The organism is Plantibacter sp. VKM Ac-2880 (genome assembly GCF_015351235.1).
In the GTDB taxonomy this organism is placed as follows: domain Bacteria; phylum Actinomycetota; class Actinomycetes; order Actinomycetales; family Microbacteriaceae; genus Plantibacter.
This window is the reverse complement of record NZ_JADKSJ010000001.1, coordinates 1,994,340-2,012,331: the sequence shown is the minus strand read 5'-3', so window position 1 is coordinate 2,012,331 and position 17,992 is coordinate 1,994,340. Positions and strand designations below refer to the sequence as shown.

Below are 17,992 nucleotides of genomic sequence, written 5' to 3'. Positions count from 1 at the left end.
TCCTAGTCTCGTGCGTCTCTCGTCCCTCCCTGACGGCCTGCTCCTGACGGAGGCCGTCGCGCGGCCCCTTGGGGAGCGGGGTCAGGCGCCGGTGTGACGCTCATGCCAGGAGAGCGCGCTCTGGTCCGTCAGGCTCGCGATCTGGTCGACGACGACGCGTCGGCGCTCATCGTCCGATCCGGCTGCACGCCAGTCGGCGGCGAACCCCACATCCAATGCCGACTCCCCCAGCGCGTACACCGCGTCGGAGAGTTCGACGAGGATCTCCCGCTGTCGCACGTAGAGCGGTTGACGCGAGTCGCTGTACATCACGAACGCCGCGACGATCCCCTTGAGCAGGGCGATCTCCGCCTGGATGCCGTGCGGCACCACCACGTCCGCGCCGAATCGCACGAGGCTGGCCTGCGGGAAGGCCTCCCGGGTCGCCGCCGTCGCCGCACCGGCGAACCGGCCGATCATCTGGCTGGTGAAGTTCTTCAGGCGCCCCAGATCCCGCCTGGAGCCGTCCCACGCCGTGATCCACGTGTGCGACGACTGCAACCGGTCGAAGGCCGCGGCGAGGTCGTCGTGGGTGAAGTCGTCTCCCGCCCACGAGAGCGCGGTGGCGATGAGACCGTCGTGGCCGGCTCGCGCGTTCAGGAACGCCGGGTCGATGTACTCCCCCACGACGGCATCCTCGAAGTCGTGCACGGAGTAGGCGATGTCGTCGGCGAGGTCCATGACCTGGGCTTCGACGCACCGGACCCGCTCGGGGGCTCCGGCACGCAACCAGCGGAAGGCCGCCGAGTCCTCGTCGAAGAACCCGAACTTGGCGCGACCCCCCGGGTCCGGGATCGACTGCGCCGCCGGCCACGGGTACTTGCAGCTGGCGTCGAGGCTCGCGCGGGTGAGGTTCAGCCCGTACGGCTCCCCGTCCGGCCCGAAGACCTTGGACTCGAGGCGGGTGAGGATGCGCAGGGTCTGCGCGTTGCCCTCGAAACCGCCGATGCCCGACGACCAGTCGTTGAGCGCCCGCTCGCCGTTGTGGCCGAAGGGAGGATGGCCGAGGTCGTGCGCAAGGCACGCCGTGTCGACGACGTCCGGAGCGAGGTCGAGACTCGCCGCCAGCTCGCGGCCGACCTGCGCGACCTCGAGGGAGTGCGTCAGGCGGTTCCGAGCGAAGTCGACGCCGCTGGTCGGGCTGAGGACCTGGGTCTTCGCCGCCAAACGACGGAGCGCGCTCGAGTGCAGCAGACGCGCCCGGTCGCGGGCGAAGTCGGAGCGCCGGGTGGAGTGGTGCTCGGGGAGCCAGCGCTCTTCGTCGTGCAGGGTGTAACCGTCCTGGTCCATCGACGTTCTCCCCTGCTCGATGGTGCTATCCGCCACTGTGGTCCAGTTCCGCGCCCGCGATCTCGGTCTGCTCATCGGCACCGAGCGACTGCGAGTCGAGCCAGCCGTAGGGTAGCGCCGGTCGTTTCGGCGTGCCCGCTCGCCCGCGCTGTCCTTCGGCGGCGGCACCCGGGTATGGAGCCGTCCAGTCGAGGGTCGCGAGGAGCTCGTCGAGCTGCTCGAGTGACTCCACCGTGGCGAGGCTGGCCCGGAGGTCACCACCGACGGGGTAGCCCTTGAAATACCACGCGACGTGCTTCCGGATGTCGCGGCACCCGCGCTCCTCGCTCTCGAAGAACTCCGCCAGGAGTTCGGCGTGACGCCGGAAGGCAGCCGCGACCTCGCCGAGCGTCGGCTCCGCCTTCGCGCCCTCTCCGGCGAACGCCGAGCTGAGGTCACCGAAGAGCCAGGGGCGTCCGAGGCAACCGCGGCCGACGACGACACCGTCGCAGCCGGTCTCGTCGACCATCCTGAGGGCGTCCTCGCCCGACCAGATGTCGCCGTTGCCGAGGACCGGCACCGAGGTCACCGTCTCCTTGAGCTTGGCGATCGCCGCCCAGTCGGCGTGCCCCGAGTAGAACTCGGCCGCCGTCCTGGCGTGCAGGGCGATCGAGGCGACACCGGCGCCCTCGGCGATCCGGCCGGCCTCGAGGTAGGTGAGGTGGTCGGAGTCGATGCCCTTGCGCATCTTGATCGTCAGCGGGACGTCCCCGGCGGCGCGCACGGCGCCCTCGACGATGTCGCGGAACAGACCGGTCTTCCAGGGCAACGCCGCGCCACCGCCCTTGCGGGTCACCTTCGGGACCGGGCAGCCGAAGTTGAGGTCGATGTGATCGGCCCGGTCCTCGGCGACGAGCATGGTGACGGCCTCGGCGACCGTCTTCGGGTCCACCCCGTACAACTGGATCGAGCGCAGTGTCTCGCTCTCGTGGTGCTGGATGAGCCGCATCGTCTCGGGCGTGCGTTCGACGAGCGCCCTCGAGGTGATCATCTCACTCACGTACAAGCCGGCGCCGTACTCACGGCAGAGGCGGCGGAACGCGGTGTTGGTGATCCCGGCCATTGGCGCGAGCACGACCGGCGAGTCGAGCACGATGGGCCCGATCGCAAGGCTCGGGCGCTGCGGGAGCGTGGTAGGAAGAGACATCACCCTCGATTCTCCCAGATGATCGGCGCTTCGGCGCCCAGTGAGGACCACATGTCAGACGCCGACACGCCAGCCCTTCCTGAACCGAGTGGCCGCGAACGCGTCGCGGCCGCGGCGGCCTCCCTCGGCCTCGACATCGAGCTCGTCCAGCGCCAGCCCGCGCGCAGTCTGCACGAGGCTGCGGAATTCCTCGGGATCGCCCCGGCCGAGATCGTCAAGACGATCGTCGTGAAGCGTCGCAGCGGCGACTACCTCTTCGCGCTCGTCCCCGGAGGCCGCAAGATCTCGTGGCCGCCCTTCCGCACTTTGCTAGGCGTCAACAAGCTCGCGATGCCCGACGCGGAGACGGCGTTCCGCGCGACCGGTTACGAGCGCGGCACGATCACCGTCCTCGGCGCGACGAGCGCACTGCCCGTGTACGCCGACGAACGGATCCTCCGCCGCGGCGGACGCATCTCGATCGGTGCCGGCGAGCACGGCTGGAGCGCGTTCGTCGACGCAGCTGCCTACCTCGCCGCGATCGGTGCCGTCACGGCCGACCTCACGGAGCCGGAGGACCCTCAGTCCTGAGCCGCGGCACCCGTCGGGACGAGACAGCTGTCGCCCTCGCAGACGACGGCGTCCCCGCCGAGGAGCCGCAGCGGCGGTCTGGTCGTCGCGCTCTGGGTGCTCGCCGTCGGCTCGGCGGGTGCGGCGGCCTCGGACGTCATGCTTGCACCGGCTCGGTGCTCGCGCGTTCCGTCCAGACCTGCTCGAGCACCTGCGCGAACGCTGCGGGCTCCTGTGCACCGGAGACACCGTATGCACCGTCGATGACGAAGAACGGCACACCCTGGATGCCGTAGCCCTGAGCCGTCGCCTGGTCCTCACGGACCGCCTGCGTGAACCGACCGGACTCGAGCGCCGACACGACCGCCGCGCGATCGAGTCCCACCTCGGCGGCGAGGTCGGCGAGGTCCTCGACCCGTCCGACGTGGCGGCCCTCGGTGAAGTAGGCCTTGAGGAGACGCTCGGTCATCTCCAGCTGCTTGCCCTCGGCCTTGGCGAAGTGGAGCAGCTCATGTGCCTTCACCGTGTTGGTGTGCTGGAGGATGCCGAAGTCGTACGCGAGGCCGGTCTCTGCAGCGATGCCCGTCACGCGGTCGAGCATCTGCTGGACCTGATCGGCTGGCATGCCTTTGTGCTTGACGAGGAAGTCGATCTCCGTCCCGTCGAAGTCGACCGGGGTGTCGGGTGCGAGCTCGAAGGAGTGGTACTCGACCTCGACCTCGCGTCCGTCCCCGAGCTGCGCGAACTCCGCCGAACCACGCTCGAACTTGCGCTTGCCGATGTAGCACCACGGGCAGGCGATGTCGGACCAGATGTCGATCTTGATGGGTTCGCTCATGTCAGGGCCAACCACGGAGGACCGCCGGTCATTCCCCCGCCGACTCGGCGGCGTCGGGGACGTCCTGTGCGCCGCCGAAGCGTCGATCGCGTCCGGCGTACCGCTCCACGGCGTCCCACAGCTGACGCCGACCGAAGTCGGGCCACAGGGTGTCGAGGAAGACCATCTCCGCGTAGGCGGATTGCCACAGCTGGAAATTGCTCGTGCGCTGCTCCCCCGAGCTCCGCACGAACAGGTCGACGTCGGGGAGGTCGGGCAGGTACAGCCGACTCTGGATGAGTCGTTCCGACACCGCGGACGGCTTGAGCCGCCCGGCGGCCACATCGTCCGCGATGGTGCGCACCGCGTCGACGATCTCGTTGCGCCCGCCGTAGTTGACGCACATGGTGAGGGTCAGGCGGTCGTTGTCGCGGGTGAGTTGCTCAGCCGTCTGCAGTTCTTTGACGACCGACGCCCAGAGGCGTGGTCGGCGGCCGGACCAGCGGACGCGGACGCCCCACTCGTTGAGCTGGTCGCGCCGACGGTGCAGCACCTCACGGTTGAACCCCATGAGGAAGCGGACCTCGTCGGGCGAACGTTTCCAGTTCTCGGTCGAGAACGCGTAGACCGACAGGTGCTTGATGCCGAGCTGCAGTGCACCGGCGACGACGTCCAAGAGCGCGGCTTCGCCGGCCTTGTGTCCCTCGACCCTGGTGAGCCCTCGTCGATTCGCCCACCGGCCGTTGCCGTCCATGACGATCGCGACGTGCGCCGGCACCTCGCCCCGCTTGAACTCCGGCGGATACTCCCCCGTCCAGTCGATCGGTTTGAAGGGCATCGCATCGCGGTGGGTGTAGGGCTTCGGGGTCACCCGCGGCTCCGATCCTGTTCGAGGTGCGCGAGCGACCGCAGCCCGCGCTCCAGATGCCATTGCGCGTAGGCCGCGGTGAACCCGCTCGCCCGCGAAGCCGTCTGTTCAGCCGCCGCCTCCGCGTACTCCCAGTCGCCCGACAGCAGGGCACCGAGGAGCGAGAGGGTCTCGGCGTCCAGCCGGGGGCTCCCGGACGGCGCACAGTCGTCGCAGACGACGCCGCCCAGCTGCACCACCACGTGCGAGTAGTCGCCCTCCGTGCCGCAACGTGAGCAGGCGCCGAAACTCGGTGCCCACCCCGCGAGCGAGAACGCGCGCAACAGGTACGAGTCGAGGGTGAGCCGCGGACCGTGCTCGTGCTTCGAGAGCGAGCGCAGCGCGCCGACGAGGAGCAGGTACTGCTGGAGGGAGCCCTCCGACTCCGTCAGCCGGTCGGCGGCCTCCACCATCGCGCTCGCGGCGGTGTAGCTGCCGTAGTCGGCGCTGATCTCAGCCCCGTAGGAGCCGAGCGACTCGGCCTGGGTGATGGTGTCGAGGCTGCGGCCCTCGTAGAACTGGACGTCGGCGACCATGAATGGCTCGAGGCGCGAGCCGAACTTCGACCCGGTGCGACGGACACCCTTGGCGACCGCCCGGATCTTGCCCCTGGTGCGTGAGAGCATGGTGACGATGCGGTCGGCCTCGCCGAGCTTGTGGGTCCGCAACACCACCACTTCGTCTCGATATACCGGCACGCATCGATTATCCCGCCTCGCACCGACATCGTGCCCCGGGAACCGCCGTCCGGGATCGAAGGAGCGCCGCGAGAGATGCAACCGTGAACGAGGTCCTCTTCGTCGTCCCGCTCTGGGTCGACCTCTCGGCGGTCGCGATCGGCGCCGTCCAGGGCGCGATGTTCGCGGCCAGATTCCAGGATCGTCAGCTCGACTGGCTCGGCGTCGCGATCATCGGGGTGGTCGTCGGGCTCGGCGGCGGTCTCATCCGCGACATCCTGCTCGGACAGGTCCCGGCATCGCTGCAGAACAACTGGTACCTCCCCGTCGCCTCGGGGGCGGCCCTGCTCGGCATGCTCCTCCTCCGGACCGTCACACGGCTCGGGCCGGTCATCATCGGTCTCGACGCCCTGACGATCGGCATGTTCGGGGCGATCGGTTCCACGAAGGCACTCGCGGCGGGGCTCCCGGTCATCCCGGCCATCTTCGTCGGCACCGTCTCGGCCGTCGGCGGATCCGTGCTCCGGGACGTCATGCTCGGCGTCCCCGTCGCGCTCATGCACGTCGGCTCCCTGTACGCCGTCGCCGCCGCGGTCGGGACGGCCCTGCTCGTCCTCGCCGTCACCTTCGGCACTCCGCTCGGGATCGCCGCGATCGTCGGCGTCTCGTCGACCGCGGTGATCCGGCTCCTGGCGGTGCGCTTCGGATGGACGCTGCCCGAGCAGCGCCAGATCGGCGGATGGCGGATCTGGCGCCGCTCGACGCGAGGCTGACCGGGATCAGTCGACCGCGAGCGCGGCGACCGGGGCGATGCGGGTCGCCCGTCGTGAGGGAGCCACCGACGCCGCCGCGGTCTGCAGTGCGGCGAGCACCACGATCACGAGCACGATGCCCCAGGGGATGACGGGCACGATCAGTCCCGGCGAACCGTTGATCGCGCCGAACATCGACTGGGCCCCCGCCCAGCCGTAGAAGGTGCCGAGCACGAGTCCGACAGCCACGGCGGCGATCGTCAGTTGGGCCGACTCGATCACGATCATCCGGCGGATCTGTCGGGCGGAGAACCCGAGCGCCCGCAGCAGCCCGAGTTCCCGGGTGCGCTGCAGCACGCTGAGGGACAGGTTGTTCACCATGCCGACGGCGGCGATGAGCGCACTCAGCCCGATGAGGGCTGAGAACACGGCGACGGTGGTCGCGACAACGGCCTGAGTCCCCTCGTAGACGTCCGGCTGCATCGCCTGCGCGTTCATGACGAACTCCTGGAAGTTCGCCGCCGCGACGGCGAACATCGTCACGAGGGTGACACCGATCACGAGGCCGATCGTGGTGCGGGAACTGCGCTCCGGGTAGCGGACGGCGTTCTCGGCCGCGAGCCTGGCCGTGGCGGATCCGCCGAACAGCCGCCCGACGAGGCGCAGCGCCGGCGGCATCACGAGGTGCGCACCGAGGATGAGGCCCGAGAAGGACACGATCCCGCCGACGATGCCGATCAGAACCCCGAGCGGCGACACGAGTCCCACGCCCACCCCGGCGAGGAGGAGCAGGACACCGACGACGAACAGGCCGATCGCGACCGCGTTCCGAGCGGGTCGTGCGACGGTCTCCTCCCGGCTCAGCTCCTGGGATCCCCCGATCGCCTGCACGGGCGTGACCGACAGGACCCGACGGGCGCCGATCCACGATGCGAGCCAGGTCGTCAGGACGACGGCGGCGACCGGGAGGAGGACCGCCGGCTCGGCGATCGGGTATGGCAGCTCCGGCAACACACCGGTGGCCACGCCGACGCGGACGAGCCCGAAGGCGGCGAGGAGGCCGACGACGAGGCCGGCCCCACCGCCGAGCAGACCGACGACGACGCCTTCCCGCGCGACGGCGCGACGCTGCGACCTCGCGGTCGATCCGATGAGCCGGAGGAGCGCGATCGTCCTCGTCCGGCCTGCGACGATGGTCGCGAAGGTGTTGGCCGTGACGATCGCCCCCACGTACACCGCGAGCGAAACGAAGACGGCTGCGGCCAGGACGAGCATGATCACGACGGTCCCGCTGGACCCCGTGACGTCGTCCGCGAGGATGAACGTCGACAGGATGCTGGTGACCATCAGCAGGAGGACGCCGAACGAGGCGCTCAGGGTCGCGACGAGCAGGCTCGCCCGATGTTCACCCGCCCGCGGGCCGAGCGCCGAGCCGCTCACGCCGCACGCTCCATACCGAGCATGAGCGCGGAGATCTGTTCGGGTGTCGACCGCGGACGGTCGTCGACGACCTTGCCGTCGGCGAGGAACACGATCCGGTCCGCATAGCTTGCGGCGATGGGATCGTGGGTGACCATCGCGATGCTCTGCCCGTACTCCGTACTGGCGGCTGCGAGGAGCGCCAACACGCTCCGGCCGGTACGGGAATCGAGGTTGCCGGTCGGCTCGTCGGCGAAGAGCAGCTCGGGTCGGGTCGCCAGGGCCCGTGCGATCGCGACCCGCTGCTGCTGGCCGCCCGAGAGTTCGTGGGGTCGGTGCCCTAGCCGTGACGCGAGTCCGAGCGTGCTCACGAGCACGTCGATCCAACTCTGCTCCTCGCCCGTCGGACGTCTGGCGTCGAGCTCGAACGGCAGCCGGATGTTCGCCGCGACGTCGAGGGTCGGGACGAGGTTGAACGCCTGGAAGACGAACCCCACCCGACGCCGGCGCAGGATGGTGAGCTGCCCGTCGTCGAGGTCGGTGATGTCCTGGTCGCCGAGCCGGACACGGCCCTCGGTGGCCTGATCGAGGCCGGCCATGATGTGCATGAGCGTCGACTTCCCCGATCCGCTCGGCCCCATGATGGCCGTGAACCGACCGCGCTCGATCTCGAGGTCGACGCCGTCGAGCGCGACGACCTGGTTACCCGACGGGCCGTAGCTCTTGCGCAGTCCGCGGACGCTGGCGACGACGGCTGGTTGTGCTGAATTCTCCATGCTTCGACGCTACGGAGGGCACCCCCTCGTCCGCGTCGTGCGCCCGAGCGATCCCCCTACATCGGACGGATGATCCTCGAACCACCGGCGATGGAGACCGGTCAGACCAGCCCGTGCTCGAAGGCGAAGACGACGAGCTGCACGCGATCGCGCACCTCGAGCTTGCCGAAGATCCTGCTGATATGTGTCTTCACCGTCGCCTCACTGAGGAACTCGGCGGCCGCGATCTCCGAGTTGCTCAACCCTCGCGCCGCGAGGAGGAAGATCTCCCGCTCCCGAGCGGTGAGTTCGGCATAGCGCCGTGGTGCGACCGGCGGCGTGGGCGCCTGCCGGAAGTGCTCGAACAGCTCGCGCGTCGCGGACGCCGCGATGACCGCGTTCCCCGCGTGCACGGTACGGATCGCTGCGAGGAGGAACTCCGGCTCGGCGTCCTTCAGCACGAAGCCGCTCGCGCCGGCTCGGATCGCCGTCGCGGCCGCCTCGTCGAGGTCGAAGGTGGTCAGCACGATGATGCGGGGCCGTTCCGTCCCACGCGCGTCCGCTTCCGACAGAATCGCCTTGGTCGCCTCGATGCCGTCCATGACCGGCATCCGGACGTCCATGAGGATGACCTGCGGGCGGGTCCGGGCAGCGAGCTCCACCGCCTGTCGTCCGTCGGACGCTTCGCCGACGACCCGCAGGTCCGGCTGGGAGCCGATGAGCATGCGGATGCCGCCGCGGAACAGGGCCTGGTCGTCCACCAGGGCGATGGTGATCGCTTCCGCTGCCGCGCTGCCGTGTGCATCGGTCATCTCGTCACTCCTGCCGTCGTGAACGGGATCGACGCGTACACGGTGAAGAGACCGTCCACCAGGGTCGTCCCGAACCTGCCGCCTGCCAGCGTAGCGCGCTCGTTCATCCCGGCGAGTCCGTGACCGGTTCCGGGCTTGGGCGGTTCAGACTTCGCGCGGTTGACGATCCACACCTGCAGCTCCGGGCCGGTCCAGTCGAGGTGGACGTCGATCGGAGCACGGTGGTCGCCGTGGCGGAGGGCGTTCGTGAGCGCCTCCTGGATGATCCGGTACACCGCGAGCTGCGAACCGGTCGCCACCGGGCGCTCCGCTCCGTGGTTCTCGACCACGACGTCGACGCCCGCCCCGCGCAGCTGCTCGTACAGGCGGTCGAGGTCGGCCAAGACCGGCTGTGGACCCTCGCTCTGCTGGAACCGCAACTGCCCGAGCAGCACCCGCACGTCGGCCAAGGCCTCCCGGGAGATGCTCGAGATCGTCCGGAGCGCCTGGTCCGCCGAATCGGGGTCGGCGGCGAGGGCGTATCTGGCACCGTCGGCCTGCGCGATCACGACTGCGAGCGAGTGCGCGACGACGTCGTGCATGTCGCGGGCGATCCGGTTGCGCTCCTGCTCGACGGCGACGTCGCGTTCGGCAAGCAACTGCGCCTGGCGGCTCTCCCTGGCACGACGCCAGGTCCGCATGAGGACACCGGCCGTCCAGGCGAGCCCGAAGAACGCCGCGAAGGCGAGGAACATGAAGAGCCCGACCGTCACCTTCGCGACCGGGGTCATGTCGGTGGCCAGGCCGAAGGAGTTGATCTCGGCGTTCACACCCGTCGTCCAGCTCGGGACGACGATCACGTAGACCACGATGAGCGCGGCCCCGAGGAAGGCGGAGGCGAAGGAGATCCATCGCGCCACCTTGCCGCCGTACGTCGCCGCCGCATACAGCACGACGGGGATCGCGAAGTTCGCGGGGTCCGGCGCGAGGAGGAGCAGCATCTGCACGAGGGCCGTCACCCAGGCGATGGCGAGCGAGATCCCCGGGGCGAGCCGGCGCACGGCGAGGGCGGCGCACATGCCGAGCAGCACGATCACGTACTGCTGCGGCCTCGTCGCGTACAACACGAACGTGAGGATGAACAGCACGGACGGCAGTGCGATGTCGACGGCCAACTGGCCGGGCCGGAGCGTGCGGAGCATCCTCCCACCGTACGACCTGCCCACCGGAGGGGCGGCACCCGCGGCGCAAGATCATCCTCCGGGTGTACGTCTCCGGAACGCCGCAACGCCGGGTCTTCCCGAAGGGCGACCCGGCGTTGCGGATGACCTCAGATCGCCGCCAGCTCCCGAGCCTCGACACCGGACCGCACGGCCCGGTTGACCGCCGACACGACGGCCTTCAACGACGCGGTCGCGATGTCCCCGTCGATACCGACGCCCCAGAGTCGCTGATCGTTCACCTGCAGCTCCACGTAGGCGGCGGCCTCGGCGTCACCGCCAGCGCTCAGCGTGTGCTCGACGTAGTCGTAGAGCGTGACCTCGATGCCGCGGTCGGAGAGCATGTTGAGGAAGGCTGCGATCGGACCGTTCCCGGTCGACGTGCGCTCCTCCACGGCCTCGCCGTCGCGGAGGGCGACCTCGAGCACCACGGTGCCCGCGAGGTCGCTCGACGTCTTGGTGGACTGCAGTTCGAACCGGCCCCACTTCGCGTCGGCCGCGGCCGCCGGGAGGTACTCGTCCTGGAAGACCGCCCAGATCTGGCCGCTCGTCACCTCGCCGCCTTCGGCGTCGGTCTTGGCCTGCACGACTCCGGAGAACTCGATCTGCAGACGACGCGGCAGGTCCAGCGCGTGGTCGTTCTTCAGCAGGTAGGCGACGCCGCCCTTGCCGGACTGGGAGTTGACGCGGATGACCGCTTCGTAGCTGCGACCCAGGTCCTGCGGGTCGACGGGGAGGTACGGGACCGCCCACTCCAGGTCGGAGACGTCCTTGCCCTGCGACGCGGCTTCGACCGACATCGCCTCGAAGCCCTTCTTGATCGCGTCCTGGTGCGAGCCGCTGAACGCCGTGAAGACGAGGTCGCCCGCCCAGGGGCTCCGCTCGTGCACCGGCAGCTGGTTGCAGTGCTCGGCCGTCCGCTTGACCTGGTCGATGTCGCTGAAGTCGATCTGCGGGTCGACACCCTGCGTGAACAGGTTGATGCCGAGTGCGACGAGGTCGACGTTGCCGGTCCGCTCACCGTTCCCGAAGAGGCAGCCCTCGATGCGGTCTGCACCCGCCTGGTAGCCGAGCTCGGCAGCGGCGATCGCGGTACCGCGGTCGTTGTGCGGGTGCAGCGAGATGATGATGTTCTCGCGATTGGCGAGGTTGCGGCTCATCCACTCGATCGAATCCGCGTAGACGTTCGGCGTGGCCATCTCGACGGTGGCCGGGAGGTTGATGATGACCTTGCGGTCCGGCGTCGCCTCGAGCACCTCGACCACCTGATTGCAGATGTCGACAGCGAACTCGAGCTCGGTCCCCGTGTAGCTCTCCGGAGAGTATTCGTAGTAGATCTGCGTCCCTGGGACGGTGGACTCCATCTCCCGGCACTTCCGGGCCCCGTGCAGGGCGAGGTCGATGATGCCCTGCTTGTCGCTCCGGAACACCACGTCCCGCTGCAGGACACTGGTCGAGTTGTAGAGGTGCACGATCGCCTGCTTCGCGCCGTGCAGCGACTCGTAGGTGCGTTCGATGAGGTGGTCCCGTGCCTGGGTCAGCACCTGGATGGTGACGTCGTCGGGGATCGCGCCCTCTTCGATGAGGCTGCGCACGAAGTCGAAGTCGGTCTGGCTCGCGCTCGGGAACCCGACCTCGATCTCCTTATAGCCCATCTTCACCAGGAGGTCGAACATAATGCGCTTGCGTTCGGGGCTCATGGGGTCGATGAGCGCCTGGTTGCCGTCACGCAGGTCGACGGCGCACCAGCGCGGCGCCTCGGTGATGCGGCGGTCGGGCCAGGTGCGGTCCGGCAGCGACACGGCGAACTGGTCCTGGTAGGCGCGGTAGCGATGGACCGGCATGCCTGAAGGCTTCTGGGTGTTCTTCATGATCCTGGGATCTCCTCGTGGGATTGGGGGTGAGCCAATGACGAACTCCGCGACGAGGGAGGCCTGGAACTAGGACTCGTCGCGGCAGCTAAGGAGGAGCAGACCGGTGAACACGTCGCCAGCATAGCACTGACCCACGACTCCGTCCGAGTGCCGTCAGCCGAGGCCGAACCGCGACGCGACCGCCGGCAGCGCGCGTTCGAGGACCGTGTGGACCGTGTGCCAGTCATGCGCGGTGCCCTGCGACACGAAGGTGGTCGTGCGCATGCCGGCAGCTGCCGCGGCCGCTTGGATCCGCTCGACCCCTGGCCCGTAGCGTGCGTCGGCGCTGCCGTACCCGAAGATCGCCACGGTGTCCGCGTACGGCGCCCGCTCGGCCATGATCGCGGATGGGGCCGCAGCGGCATAGGCGGCCTCCGACCCGCCGAACCCCTTCGCAACCGTCGACGGACCGATGGTGGGGACCACCTCTCCGGAGATGTCGAGGACGCCGCCGTAGCGCTCCGGATGAGCGGCGCCGAGCTGGATGGAACACGTCCCGCCCTGCGAGAAGCCGGCGATGAACCAGTCCGTCCGAGCGGAGGAGACGGGGAGGTGGGCCGTGATCCACGCCGGGACGTCGACGGTGAGATAGCTCGCCGAGTTCCCGAGTGGGCCGTCGACGCACATCGGGTTGGCGTCCGGTGCCCCCAGCTGATCCGGCACCACCACGATCGGCGCCAGACCGTGGTGGGACGCCGCGAACCGGTCGAGGAGACCCGCGAGTCCGGCCGAGGCGAACAGGTCGGCCGGCTGGCCCGGCTGACCGCTGAACGCCTCGATCACGGGCAGCGCCGGCGGGTGGGCGGTCAGCGCCGCGGGCGGCAGGTAGACCAGTGCGTCCCGGTGTCGGAACCCGGACGTCGTGGCCGGGATGTCGACCCGCTCGACACGGCCGGCAGTGGGGAGGTCGGTCGGGGCCCGCCAGTCCGCCGTCGTCCCGTGCGCCGCAGCCACCGAGGTGAACGCCCCGTACGGACTGATCCCGAGCGCCGAGCGCACGGTCGGGAACTGACCGAAGTCCTGGTTGATGCCGAGAGCACCGATGAGCAGGAACACGGGCACCGCGACGACGGCCGTGACGACGCGCCACGCCCTGGCCCGCGGGATGCTGACGATCGCGAGCGCGGCACCGGCGCATGCGACGGCCGCCCACGCACGGGTGGTCGGGGTCAGCCCGATCCCGAAGACGTCGAGGACGTCACCGAGGACCCAGGCGAGCACGTACGCGAAGACGGCGCCGCACACCGCCGCGAGCACCTTCGTGATCACGGATCGGAACGATCGACGACCGGTGATCAGGATCACGGCGAGCAGTGCGGCGACGACCGCCGCCCAGACGAGCAGCATCGGCTGATCCAGCCGGAATCCCAACAATCCGTCGAACACGTGGACACCCTCTCCCTACCCCGGGATCAGTATGTCCGCGCCCAGGGCCGGACGCCCTGCTCGATCGCTGTCCCACAGCAAGCGCTCAGTCGGCGCTCAACGGCCTCTCAGCTCGCTGGTGCTGCGGTCAGAATCCGAGACGGCCCAACAGCTTCGGGTCGCGCTGCCAGTCCTTCGCTACCTTCACGCGGATCGAGAGGAACACCCGTGACCCCACGAGCGGCTCGATCCCGGCCCGGGCGCGAGCGCCGACGTCGCGCAGCCGCGAGCCGCCCTTACCGATGATGATCGCTTTCTGGCTGTCCCGCTCCACGAACACGTTGGCGTAGATGTCGAGCAGGTCGGTTCCCTCACGAGGGATCATGTCGTCGATGGTCACTGCGAGCGAGTGCGGCAGCTCATCCTGGACACCCTCGAGCGCCGCCTCACGGATGAGCTCGGACACCCGGTCCACGACGGTCTCGTCGGTCCTCGCCTCCACCGGGTAGAGACGCTCCGAGAGCGGCATGAGCTTCGTCACCTCGGAGACCAGGATGTCGAGCTGGTCGTCCGTCACTGCGGACAGCGGAATGACCGCGTCCCAGTCGCGGAGTTCGGAGATCGCGAGCAGCTGCTCCGCGATGGTGGTGCGGCTCGCGGTGTCGGTCTTCGTGACGATCGCGACCTTCTTCGCCCGCGGGAAGCCGTCGAGCGACTCGTTGATGAAGCGGTCGCCAGGACCGAGCTTCTCGTTGGCGGGGATGCAGAAGCCGATGACGTCGACGTCCGAGAGTGTCGACTGCACGAGGTCGTTGAGCCGCTGTCCGAGCAGCGTCCGCGGACGGTGGATGCCCGGGGTGTCGACGACGATGAGCTGGCCGTGCTCGCGGTGCACGACCCCGCGGATGGCGCGTCGCGTGGTCTGCGGCTTCGAACTGGTGATCGCGACCTTCTCCCCCACGAGGGCGTTGGTCAACGTGGACTTGCCGACGTTGGGACGCCCCACGAAGGACACGAACCCCGCGCGGAAGTCGGACGGAGGGGTGGTGTCGCTCATGGGTGCTCCCGGTGTTCGGTGGACGCCTGCTGGGCGTCCTGCAGCTGGTCGTCGCGCTGGACGATGACGGTGAGGATGCGTCCCCGCCGCCCCTCGACCCGCTCGGCGGTGAGTTCGAGTCCGTTGGTGGAGACGGTGGATCCGACGACGGGCAGGCGCCCGAGCGCCTTGGCGAGCAGGCCACCGACGGAGTCGACGTCGTCGTCGTCGAGTTCGAGGCCGAACAGCTCGCCCAGCTCGTCGACGGCGAGACGGGCGTCGACCCGGAACCGACCGTCGTGGAGGTCGGTCACCTCGGGAGTGTCGGTGTCGTACTCGTCGGAGATGTCGCCGACGAGCTCCTCGATGAGGTCTTCGAGCGTGACGAGCCCGGAGATGCCGCCGTACTCGTCGACGACCATCGCGATGTGGTTCGAGTCCTTCTGCATCTGCTGCAGCAGCGAATCGGCCTTCTTCGACTCCGGGACGAAACTCGCCGGTCGCAGCAGCGGCTCGATCGACCCGACCTCCGCCGCGCCCTGGTCACCGAACATGGCTTTCACGAGGTCCTTCAGGTACAGGATGCCGACGAGGTCGTCGATGTCGCCGTCGCTCACCGGTGCCCGCGAGATGCCCGTCTCCAGGAACACCTCGAGGGCCTCACGGACGCTGAGGTCGCGTTGCAGGCCCACGAGATCGGTACGCGGCACCATCACCTCTCGGACGAGCGTCTCGTTGAACTCGAAGATCGAATGGATGAGCTCGCGGTCGTCCTCTTCGAGGACCGAGTGCGCCGTCGCCTCGTCGACCATGCTGAGCAGCTGCTCCTCGGAGGTGAAGGAGACCGAACGCGGGAGGCCGGGGGTCACCCGATTGCCGAGGGTGACCAGGACGTTCGCGACCGGACCGAGGACGACCCGTGCGGTGCGGATCGCGGGGGCACTGAACCGCAATACTCCGCTGGCGTGGGTCCTCCCGACCCCTCGCGGACTGGCGCCGACGAGGACGAAGGAGGTCCCCGTCATGATGATGACGGCCAGCACGAGCACCAGCCACAGTTCATCGATCGAGGAAGCGAGCGCGAGCGTCACCAGGACGGCGGCCGTCGTCTCCGCCAGGATCCGGATGAAGTTGATGGCGTTGACGTGCGCACCGGGGTCGGCGGCGATCGCTCTGAGCGCGGACGCCGAGCGTGCGCCGTCGGCGAGATCGAGGATGTCGGCGCCGGATTGGACGCCGATCGCCGCGTCGGCTGCGGCCATGAGCCCGGCGAAGGCGACGAGGAGGAACGCGACGATGACGAAGACGGCGACGAGGGACATCAGCTGGTGCGTCGTCTCTCCTGCAGCGCGAAGGCGAGGAGGATGTCGCGCTGGATGCCGAACATCTCCTTCTCCTCATCGGGCTCGGCGTGGTCGTAGCCGAGCAGGTGCAGGACGCCGTGGCAGGTCAGGAGTTGGAGCTCCTCCATCGTGGAGTGCTTCGCCGCGGTCGCCTGCGTCTCGGCGACCTGCGGGCAGAGGACGATGTCGCCCAGGAGTCCGGGCGGGGTCGGGTTCTCCTCCGTCCCGGGGCGCAGCTCGTCCATGGGGAAGCTCAGGACGTCCGTCGGGCCGGGCTCGTCCATCCACTGGACGTGCAGCTGTTCCATGGCGCCTTCGTCGACGAGGACGATGGCGAGTTCGGCGTCCGGGCTGACATGCATGGCGTCGAGCGCGAAGGAGGCGAGGGCGAGGATGCGCGACTCGTCGACCGCGACACCGGACTCGTTGTTGATCTCGATGGTCATGAGCGTCCTCGTTTCGGCTGGTGGTCTCGCGCTGCGCCACGACGCTCAGCGCGGTTGGCGAACTCGGCCGCTTGCTCGCGTTCGAAGCGCTGTGCCTGACGGACGGCGTCGTACTCGCCATAGGCGTCGACGATGCGGCCGACGAGCGTGTGACGGACGACGTCGTCGCTCGTCAGGTTGGCGAAGTGGATGTCGTCGATGTCCTTCAGGACCCGGGTGACGAGTCGGAGTCCCGACGCACCCGTCGGGAGGTCGATCTGCGTAACGTCGCCAGTGACCACGATCTTGGAACCGAATCCGAGCCGGGTGAGGAACATCTTCATCTGCTCCGGCGTGGTGTTCTGTGCCTCGTCGAGGACGATGAAGGAGTCGTTCAGGGTGCGTCCGCGCATGTAGGCGAGCGGAGCGACCTCGATCGTGCCCGCTGCGAGCAGCTTCGGGACGATCTCAGGGTCCATCATCTCGTTGAGCGCGTCGTAGAGCGGACGGAGGTACGGGTCGATCTTGTCCGTGAGGGTGCCTGGCAGGTAGCCGAGCCGTTCGCCGGCCTCGACCGCCGGACGCGTCAGGATGATCCGGTTGACCTCCTTGCGCTGCAGCGCCTGGACCGCCTTCGCCATGGCGAGGTACGTCTTGCCGGTGCCGGCGGGCCCGATGCCGAAGACGATCGTGTGCTCGTCGATGGCGTCGACATAGGCGCGCTGACCCACGGTCTTCGGCTTGATCGTCTTGCCGCGGGAGGTCAGGATCACCTGGCCCAGGACCTCGGACGGCGAGGCGGTGCCGTCCTGGCCGAGGATCCGGGCCGAGGTGCTGACCTCCGCCGGGCCAGGGTCGTGTCCTTCTCGGACCATGGTGATGAGTTCCTCTACGAGTCGTCTGGCCGCGTCGGCTTGCGCTGCGGGGCCGGTGATGGTGATCTCGTTCCCGCGCACGTGCACGGAGACGCCAGGGTGTTCGCGCTCGACGGTGGTGAGGAGGCGGTCCTGCGGACCGAGCAGCCGGACCATCGCGATGCCGTCGACATGGAGCACATGCTCCACGTCCTCCTCCCGTCGACCGGCGGGGACGTCAGGGGTCGTGGGTTCAGGCTCCGCCAAGGGTGCCCTCCTCGAGGGAACCGCCGAGGACGTGCGCATGCACGTGGAAGACCGTCTGGCCCGCGGTCTCACCGGTGTTGAACACCAGACGGAAGTCGCCGCCCGTGTGTTCCTGTGCGAGCGACGACGCGACCTCGACCATCTCGGCGAGCAGCGAGGGGTCGCCGGCGGCCAACGCCACGACGTCGCGGTATTCGGCGGTCTTCGGAACGACCAGGAGGTGCACGGGCGCCTGCGGGTTGATGTCGGCGAAGCCGATCACCCGATCGGTCTCGGCGAGGAGGGTCGTGGGGATCTCCCCGGACACGATGCGGCTGAAAACGGACGGTGCTTCACTCATGCCCACCAGTCTAAGGTTCGTAGCGGCGTCGTGCGCGGGCTCGACAA

General features: G+C 69.0%; 19 protein-coding genes. 2 read left to right on the top strand and 17 right to left on the bottom strand.

The window, feature by feature from the left end:
• Nucleotides 1-81: 81 nt before the first annotated feature.
• Both ITJ57_RS09700 and dusB read right to left on the bottom strand, forming a co-directional pair.
• The gene (locus tag ITJ57_RS09700; RefSeq protein WP_194669831.1) at nt 82-1,329 is read right to left on the bottom strand and encodes a deoxyguanosinetriphosphate triphosphohydrolase; all 1,248 of its coding nucleotides are present in this window, start codon (nt 1,327-1,329) and stop codon (nt 82-84) included.
• Nucleotides 1,330-1,354: 25 nt separating this feature from the next.
• A complete protein-coding gene (gene dusB, locus ITJ57_RS09695; protein WP_194669830.1) occupies nt 1,355-2,515 on the bottom strand; it encodes a tRNA dihydrouridine synthase DusB in 1,161 nt (386 codons plus the stop codon).
• A gap of 51 nt (nt 2,516-2,566) precedes the next feature.
• Between dusB and ITJ57_RS09690 the strand changes: the two genes are divergently transcribed.
• Nucleotides 2,567-3,085, top strand: coding sequence for an aminoacyl-tRNA deacylase (locus ITJ57_RS09690; protein WP_194669829.1), 519 nt, complete (start codon nt 2,567-2,569; stop codon nt 3,083-3,085).
• Here the strand turns inward: ITJ57_RS09690 and ITJ57_RS09685 are convergent.
• The 4 genes from ITJ57_RS09685 to recO are packed head-to-tail and all read right to left on the bottom strand — an operon-like array spanning nt 3,076 to nt 5,486.
• The gene (locus ITJ57_RS09685; RefSeq protein WP_194669828.1) at nt 3,076-3,225 is read right to left on the bottom strand and encodes a hypothetical protein; all 150 of its coding nucleotides are present in this window, start codon (nt 3,223-3,225) and stop codon (nt 3,076-3,078) included. The two genes, ITJ57_RS09690 and ITJ57_RS09685, sit on opposite strands and share 10 nt — an antisense overlap.
• Nucleotides 3,222-3,902, bottom strand: a complete 681-nt coding sequence (locus ITJ57_RS09680) for a DsbA family protein (RefSeq protein ID WP_194669827.1) — start codon at nt 3,900-3,902, stop codon at nt 3,222-3,224. Before ITJ57_RS09680 ends, ITJ57_RS09685 begins: the two co-directional genes overlap by 4 nt.
• Before the next feature lie 28 nt (nt 3,903-3,930).
• Complete coding sequence (locus ITJ57_RS09675; RefSeq protein WP_194669826.1) at nt 3,931-4,752, bottom strand: isoprenyl transferase; 822 nt, start codon at nt 4,750-4,752, stop codon at nt 3,931-3,933.
• A complete protein-coding gene (recO, locus tag ITJ57_RS09670) occupies nt 4,749-5,486 on the bottom strand; it encodes a DNA repair protein RecO (RefSeq protein WP_194669825.1) in 738 nt (245 codons plus the stop codon). Before recO ends, ITJ57_RS09675 begins: the two co-directional genes overlap by 4 nt.
• 83 nt (nt 5,487-5,569) lie before the next feature.
• Between recO and ITJ57_RS09665 the strand changes: the two genes are divergently transcribed.
• Nucleotides 5,570-6,238, top strand: a complete 669-nt coding sequence (locus ITJ57_RS09665) for a TRIC cation channel family protein (protein ID WP_194669824.1) — start codon at nt 5,570-5,572, stop codon at nt 6,236-6,238.
• 6 nt (nt 6,239-6,244) lie between these two features.
• On the opposite strand, the gene ITJ57_RS09660 is transcribed toward ITJ57_RS09665, so the two are convergent.
• From ITJ57_RS09660 to ITJ57_RS09610, 11 genes are all read right to left on the bottom strand, one after another.
• A complete protein-coding gene (locus ITJ57_RS09660; protein WP_370582296.1) occupies nt 6,245-7,657 on the bottom strand; it encodes an FtsX-like permease family protein in 1,413 nt (470 codons plus the stop codon).
• Nucleotides 7,654-8,412: an ABC transporter ATP-binding protein gene (locus tag ITJ57_RS09655; protein WP_194669823.1), complete on the bottom strand. Its 759-nt coding sequence runs from the start codon at nt 8,410-8,412 to the stop codon at nt 7,654-7,656. The genes ITJ57_RS09660 and ITJ57_RS09655 overlap by 4 nt, the downstream gene beginning before the upstream one ends.
• A 101-nt stretch (nt 8,413-8,513) precedes the next feature.
• On the bottom strand, nt 8,514-9,203 hold the full coding sequence (locus ITJ57_RS09650; protein ID WP_194669822.1) for a response regulator transcription factor: 690 nt from the start codon (nt 9,201-9,203) through the stop codon (nt 8,514-8,516).
• Nucleotides 9,200-10,384, bottom strand: coding sequence for a sensor histidine kinase (locus ITJ57_RS09645; RefSeq protein WP_194669821.1), 1,185 nt, complete (start codon nt 10,382-10,384; stop codon nt 9,200-9,202). The genes ITJ57_RS09650 and ITJ57_RS09645 overlap by 4 nt, the downstream gene beginning before the upstream one ends.
• A gap of 128 nt (nt 10,385-10,512) precedes the next feature.
• Nucleotides 10,513-12,273 (bottom strand): 2-isopropylmalate synthase, encoded by a 1,761-nt coding sequence (gene leuA, locus ITJ57_RS09640; protein ID WP_194669820.1) that lies wholly within the window; start codon nt 12,271-12,273, stop codon nt 10,513-10,515.
• Between the two features lie 156 nt (nt 12,274-12,429).
• The gene (locus ITJ57_RS09635; RefSeq protein ID WP_194669819.1) at nt 12,430-13,701 is read right to left on the bottom strand and encodes an alpha/beta hydrolase-fold protein; all 1,272 of its coding nucleotides are present in this window, start codon (nt 13,699-13,701) and stop codon (nt 12,430-12,432) included.
• A 127-nt stretch (nt 13,702-13,828) separates the two neighbouring features.
• The gene (gene era, locus ITJ57_RS09630) at nt 13,829-14,737 is read right to left on the bottom strand and encodes a GTPase Era (protein WP_194669818.1); all 909 of its coding nucleotides are present in this window, start codon (nt 14,735-14,737) and stop codon (nt 13,829-13,831) included.
• Nucleotides 14,734-16,038: a hemolysin family protein gene (locus ITJ57_RS09625; protein ID WP_194669817.1), complete on the bottom strand. Its 1,305-nt coding sequence runs from the start codon at nt 16,036-16,038 to the stop codon at nt 14,734-14,736. Before ITJ57_RS09625 ends, era begins: the two co-directional genes overlap by 4 nt.
• Nucleotides 16,038-16,505, bottom strand: coding sequence for an rRNA maturation RNase YbeY (gene ybeY, locus ITJ57_RS09620; protein WP_056006516.1), 468 nt, complete (start codon nt 16,503-16,505; stop codon nt 16,038-16,040). Before ybeY ends, ITJ57_RS09625 begins: the two co-directional genes overlap by 1 nt.
• On the bottom strand, nt 16,502-17,515 hold the full coding sequence (locus ITJ57_RS09615; protein WP_228507053.1) for a PhoH family protein: 1,014 nt from the start codon (nt 17,513-17,515) through the stop codon (nt 16,502-16,504). Before ITJ57_RS09615 ends, ybeY begins: the two co-directional genes overlap by 4 nt.
• A gap of 76 nt (nt 17,516-17,591) precedes the next feature.
• Entirely contained in the window at nt 17,592-17,945 is a 354-nt protein-coding gene (locus ITJ57_RS09610) for an HIT domain-containing protein (RefSeq protein WP_194669815.1), read from the bottom strand.
• Nucleotides 17,946-17,992: the final 47 nt, after the last annotated feature.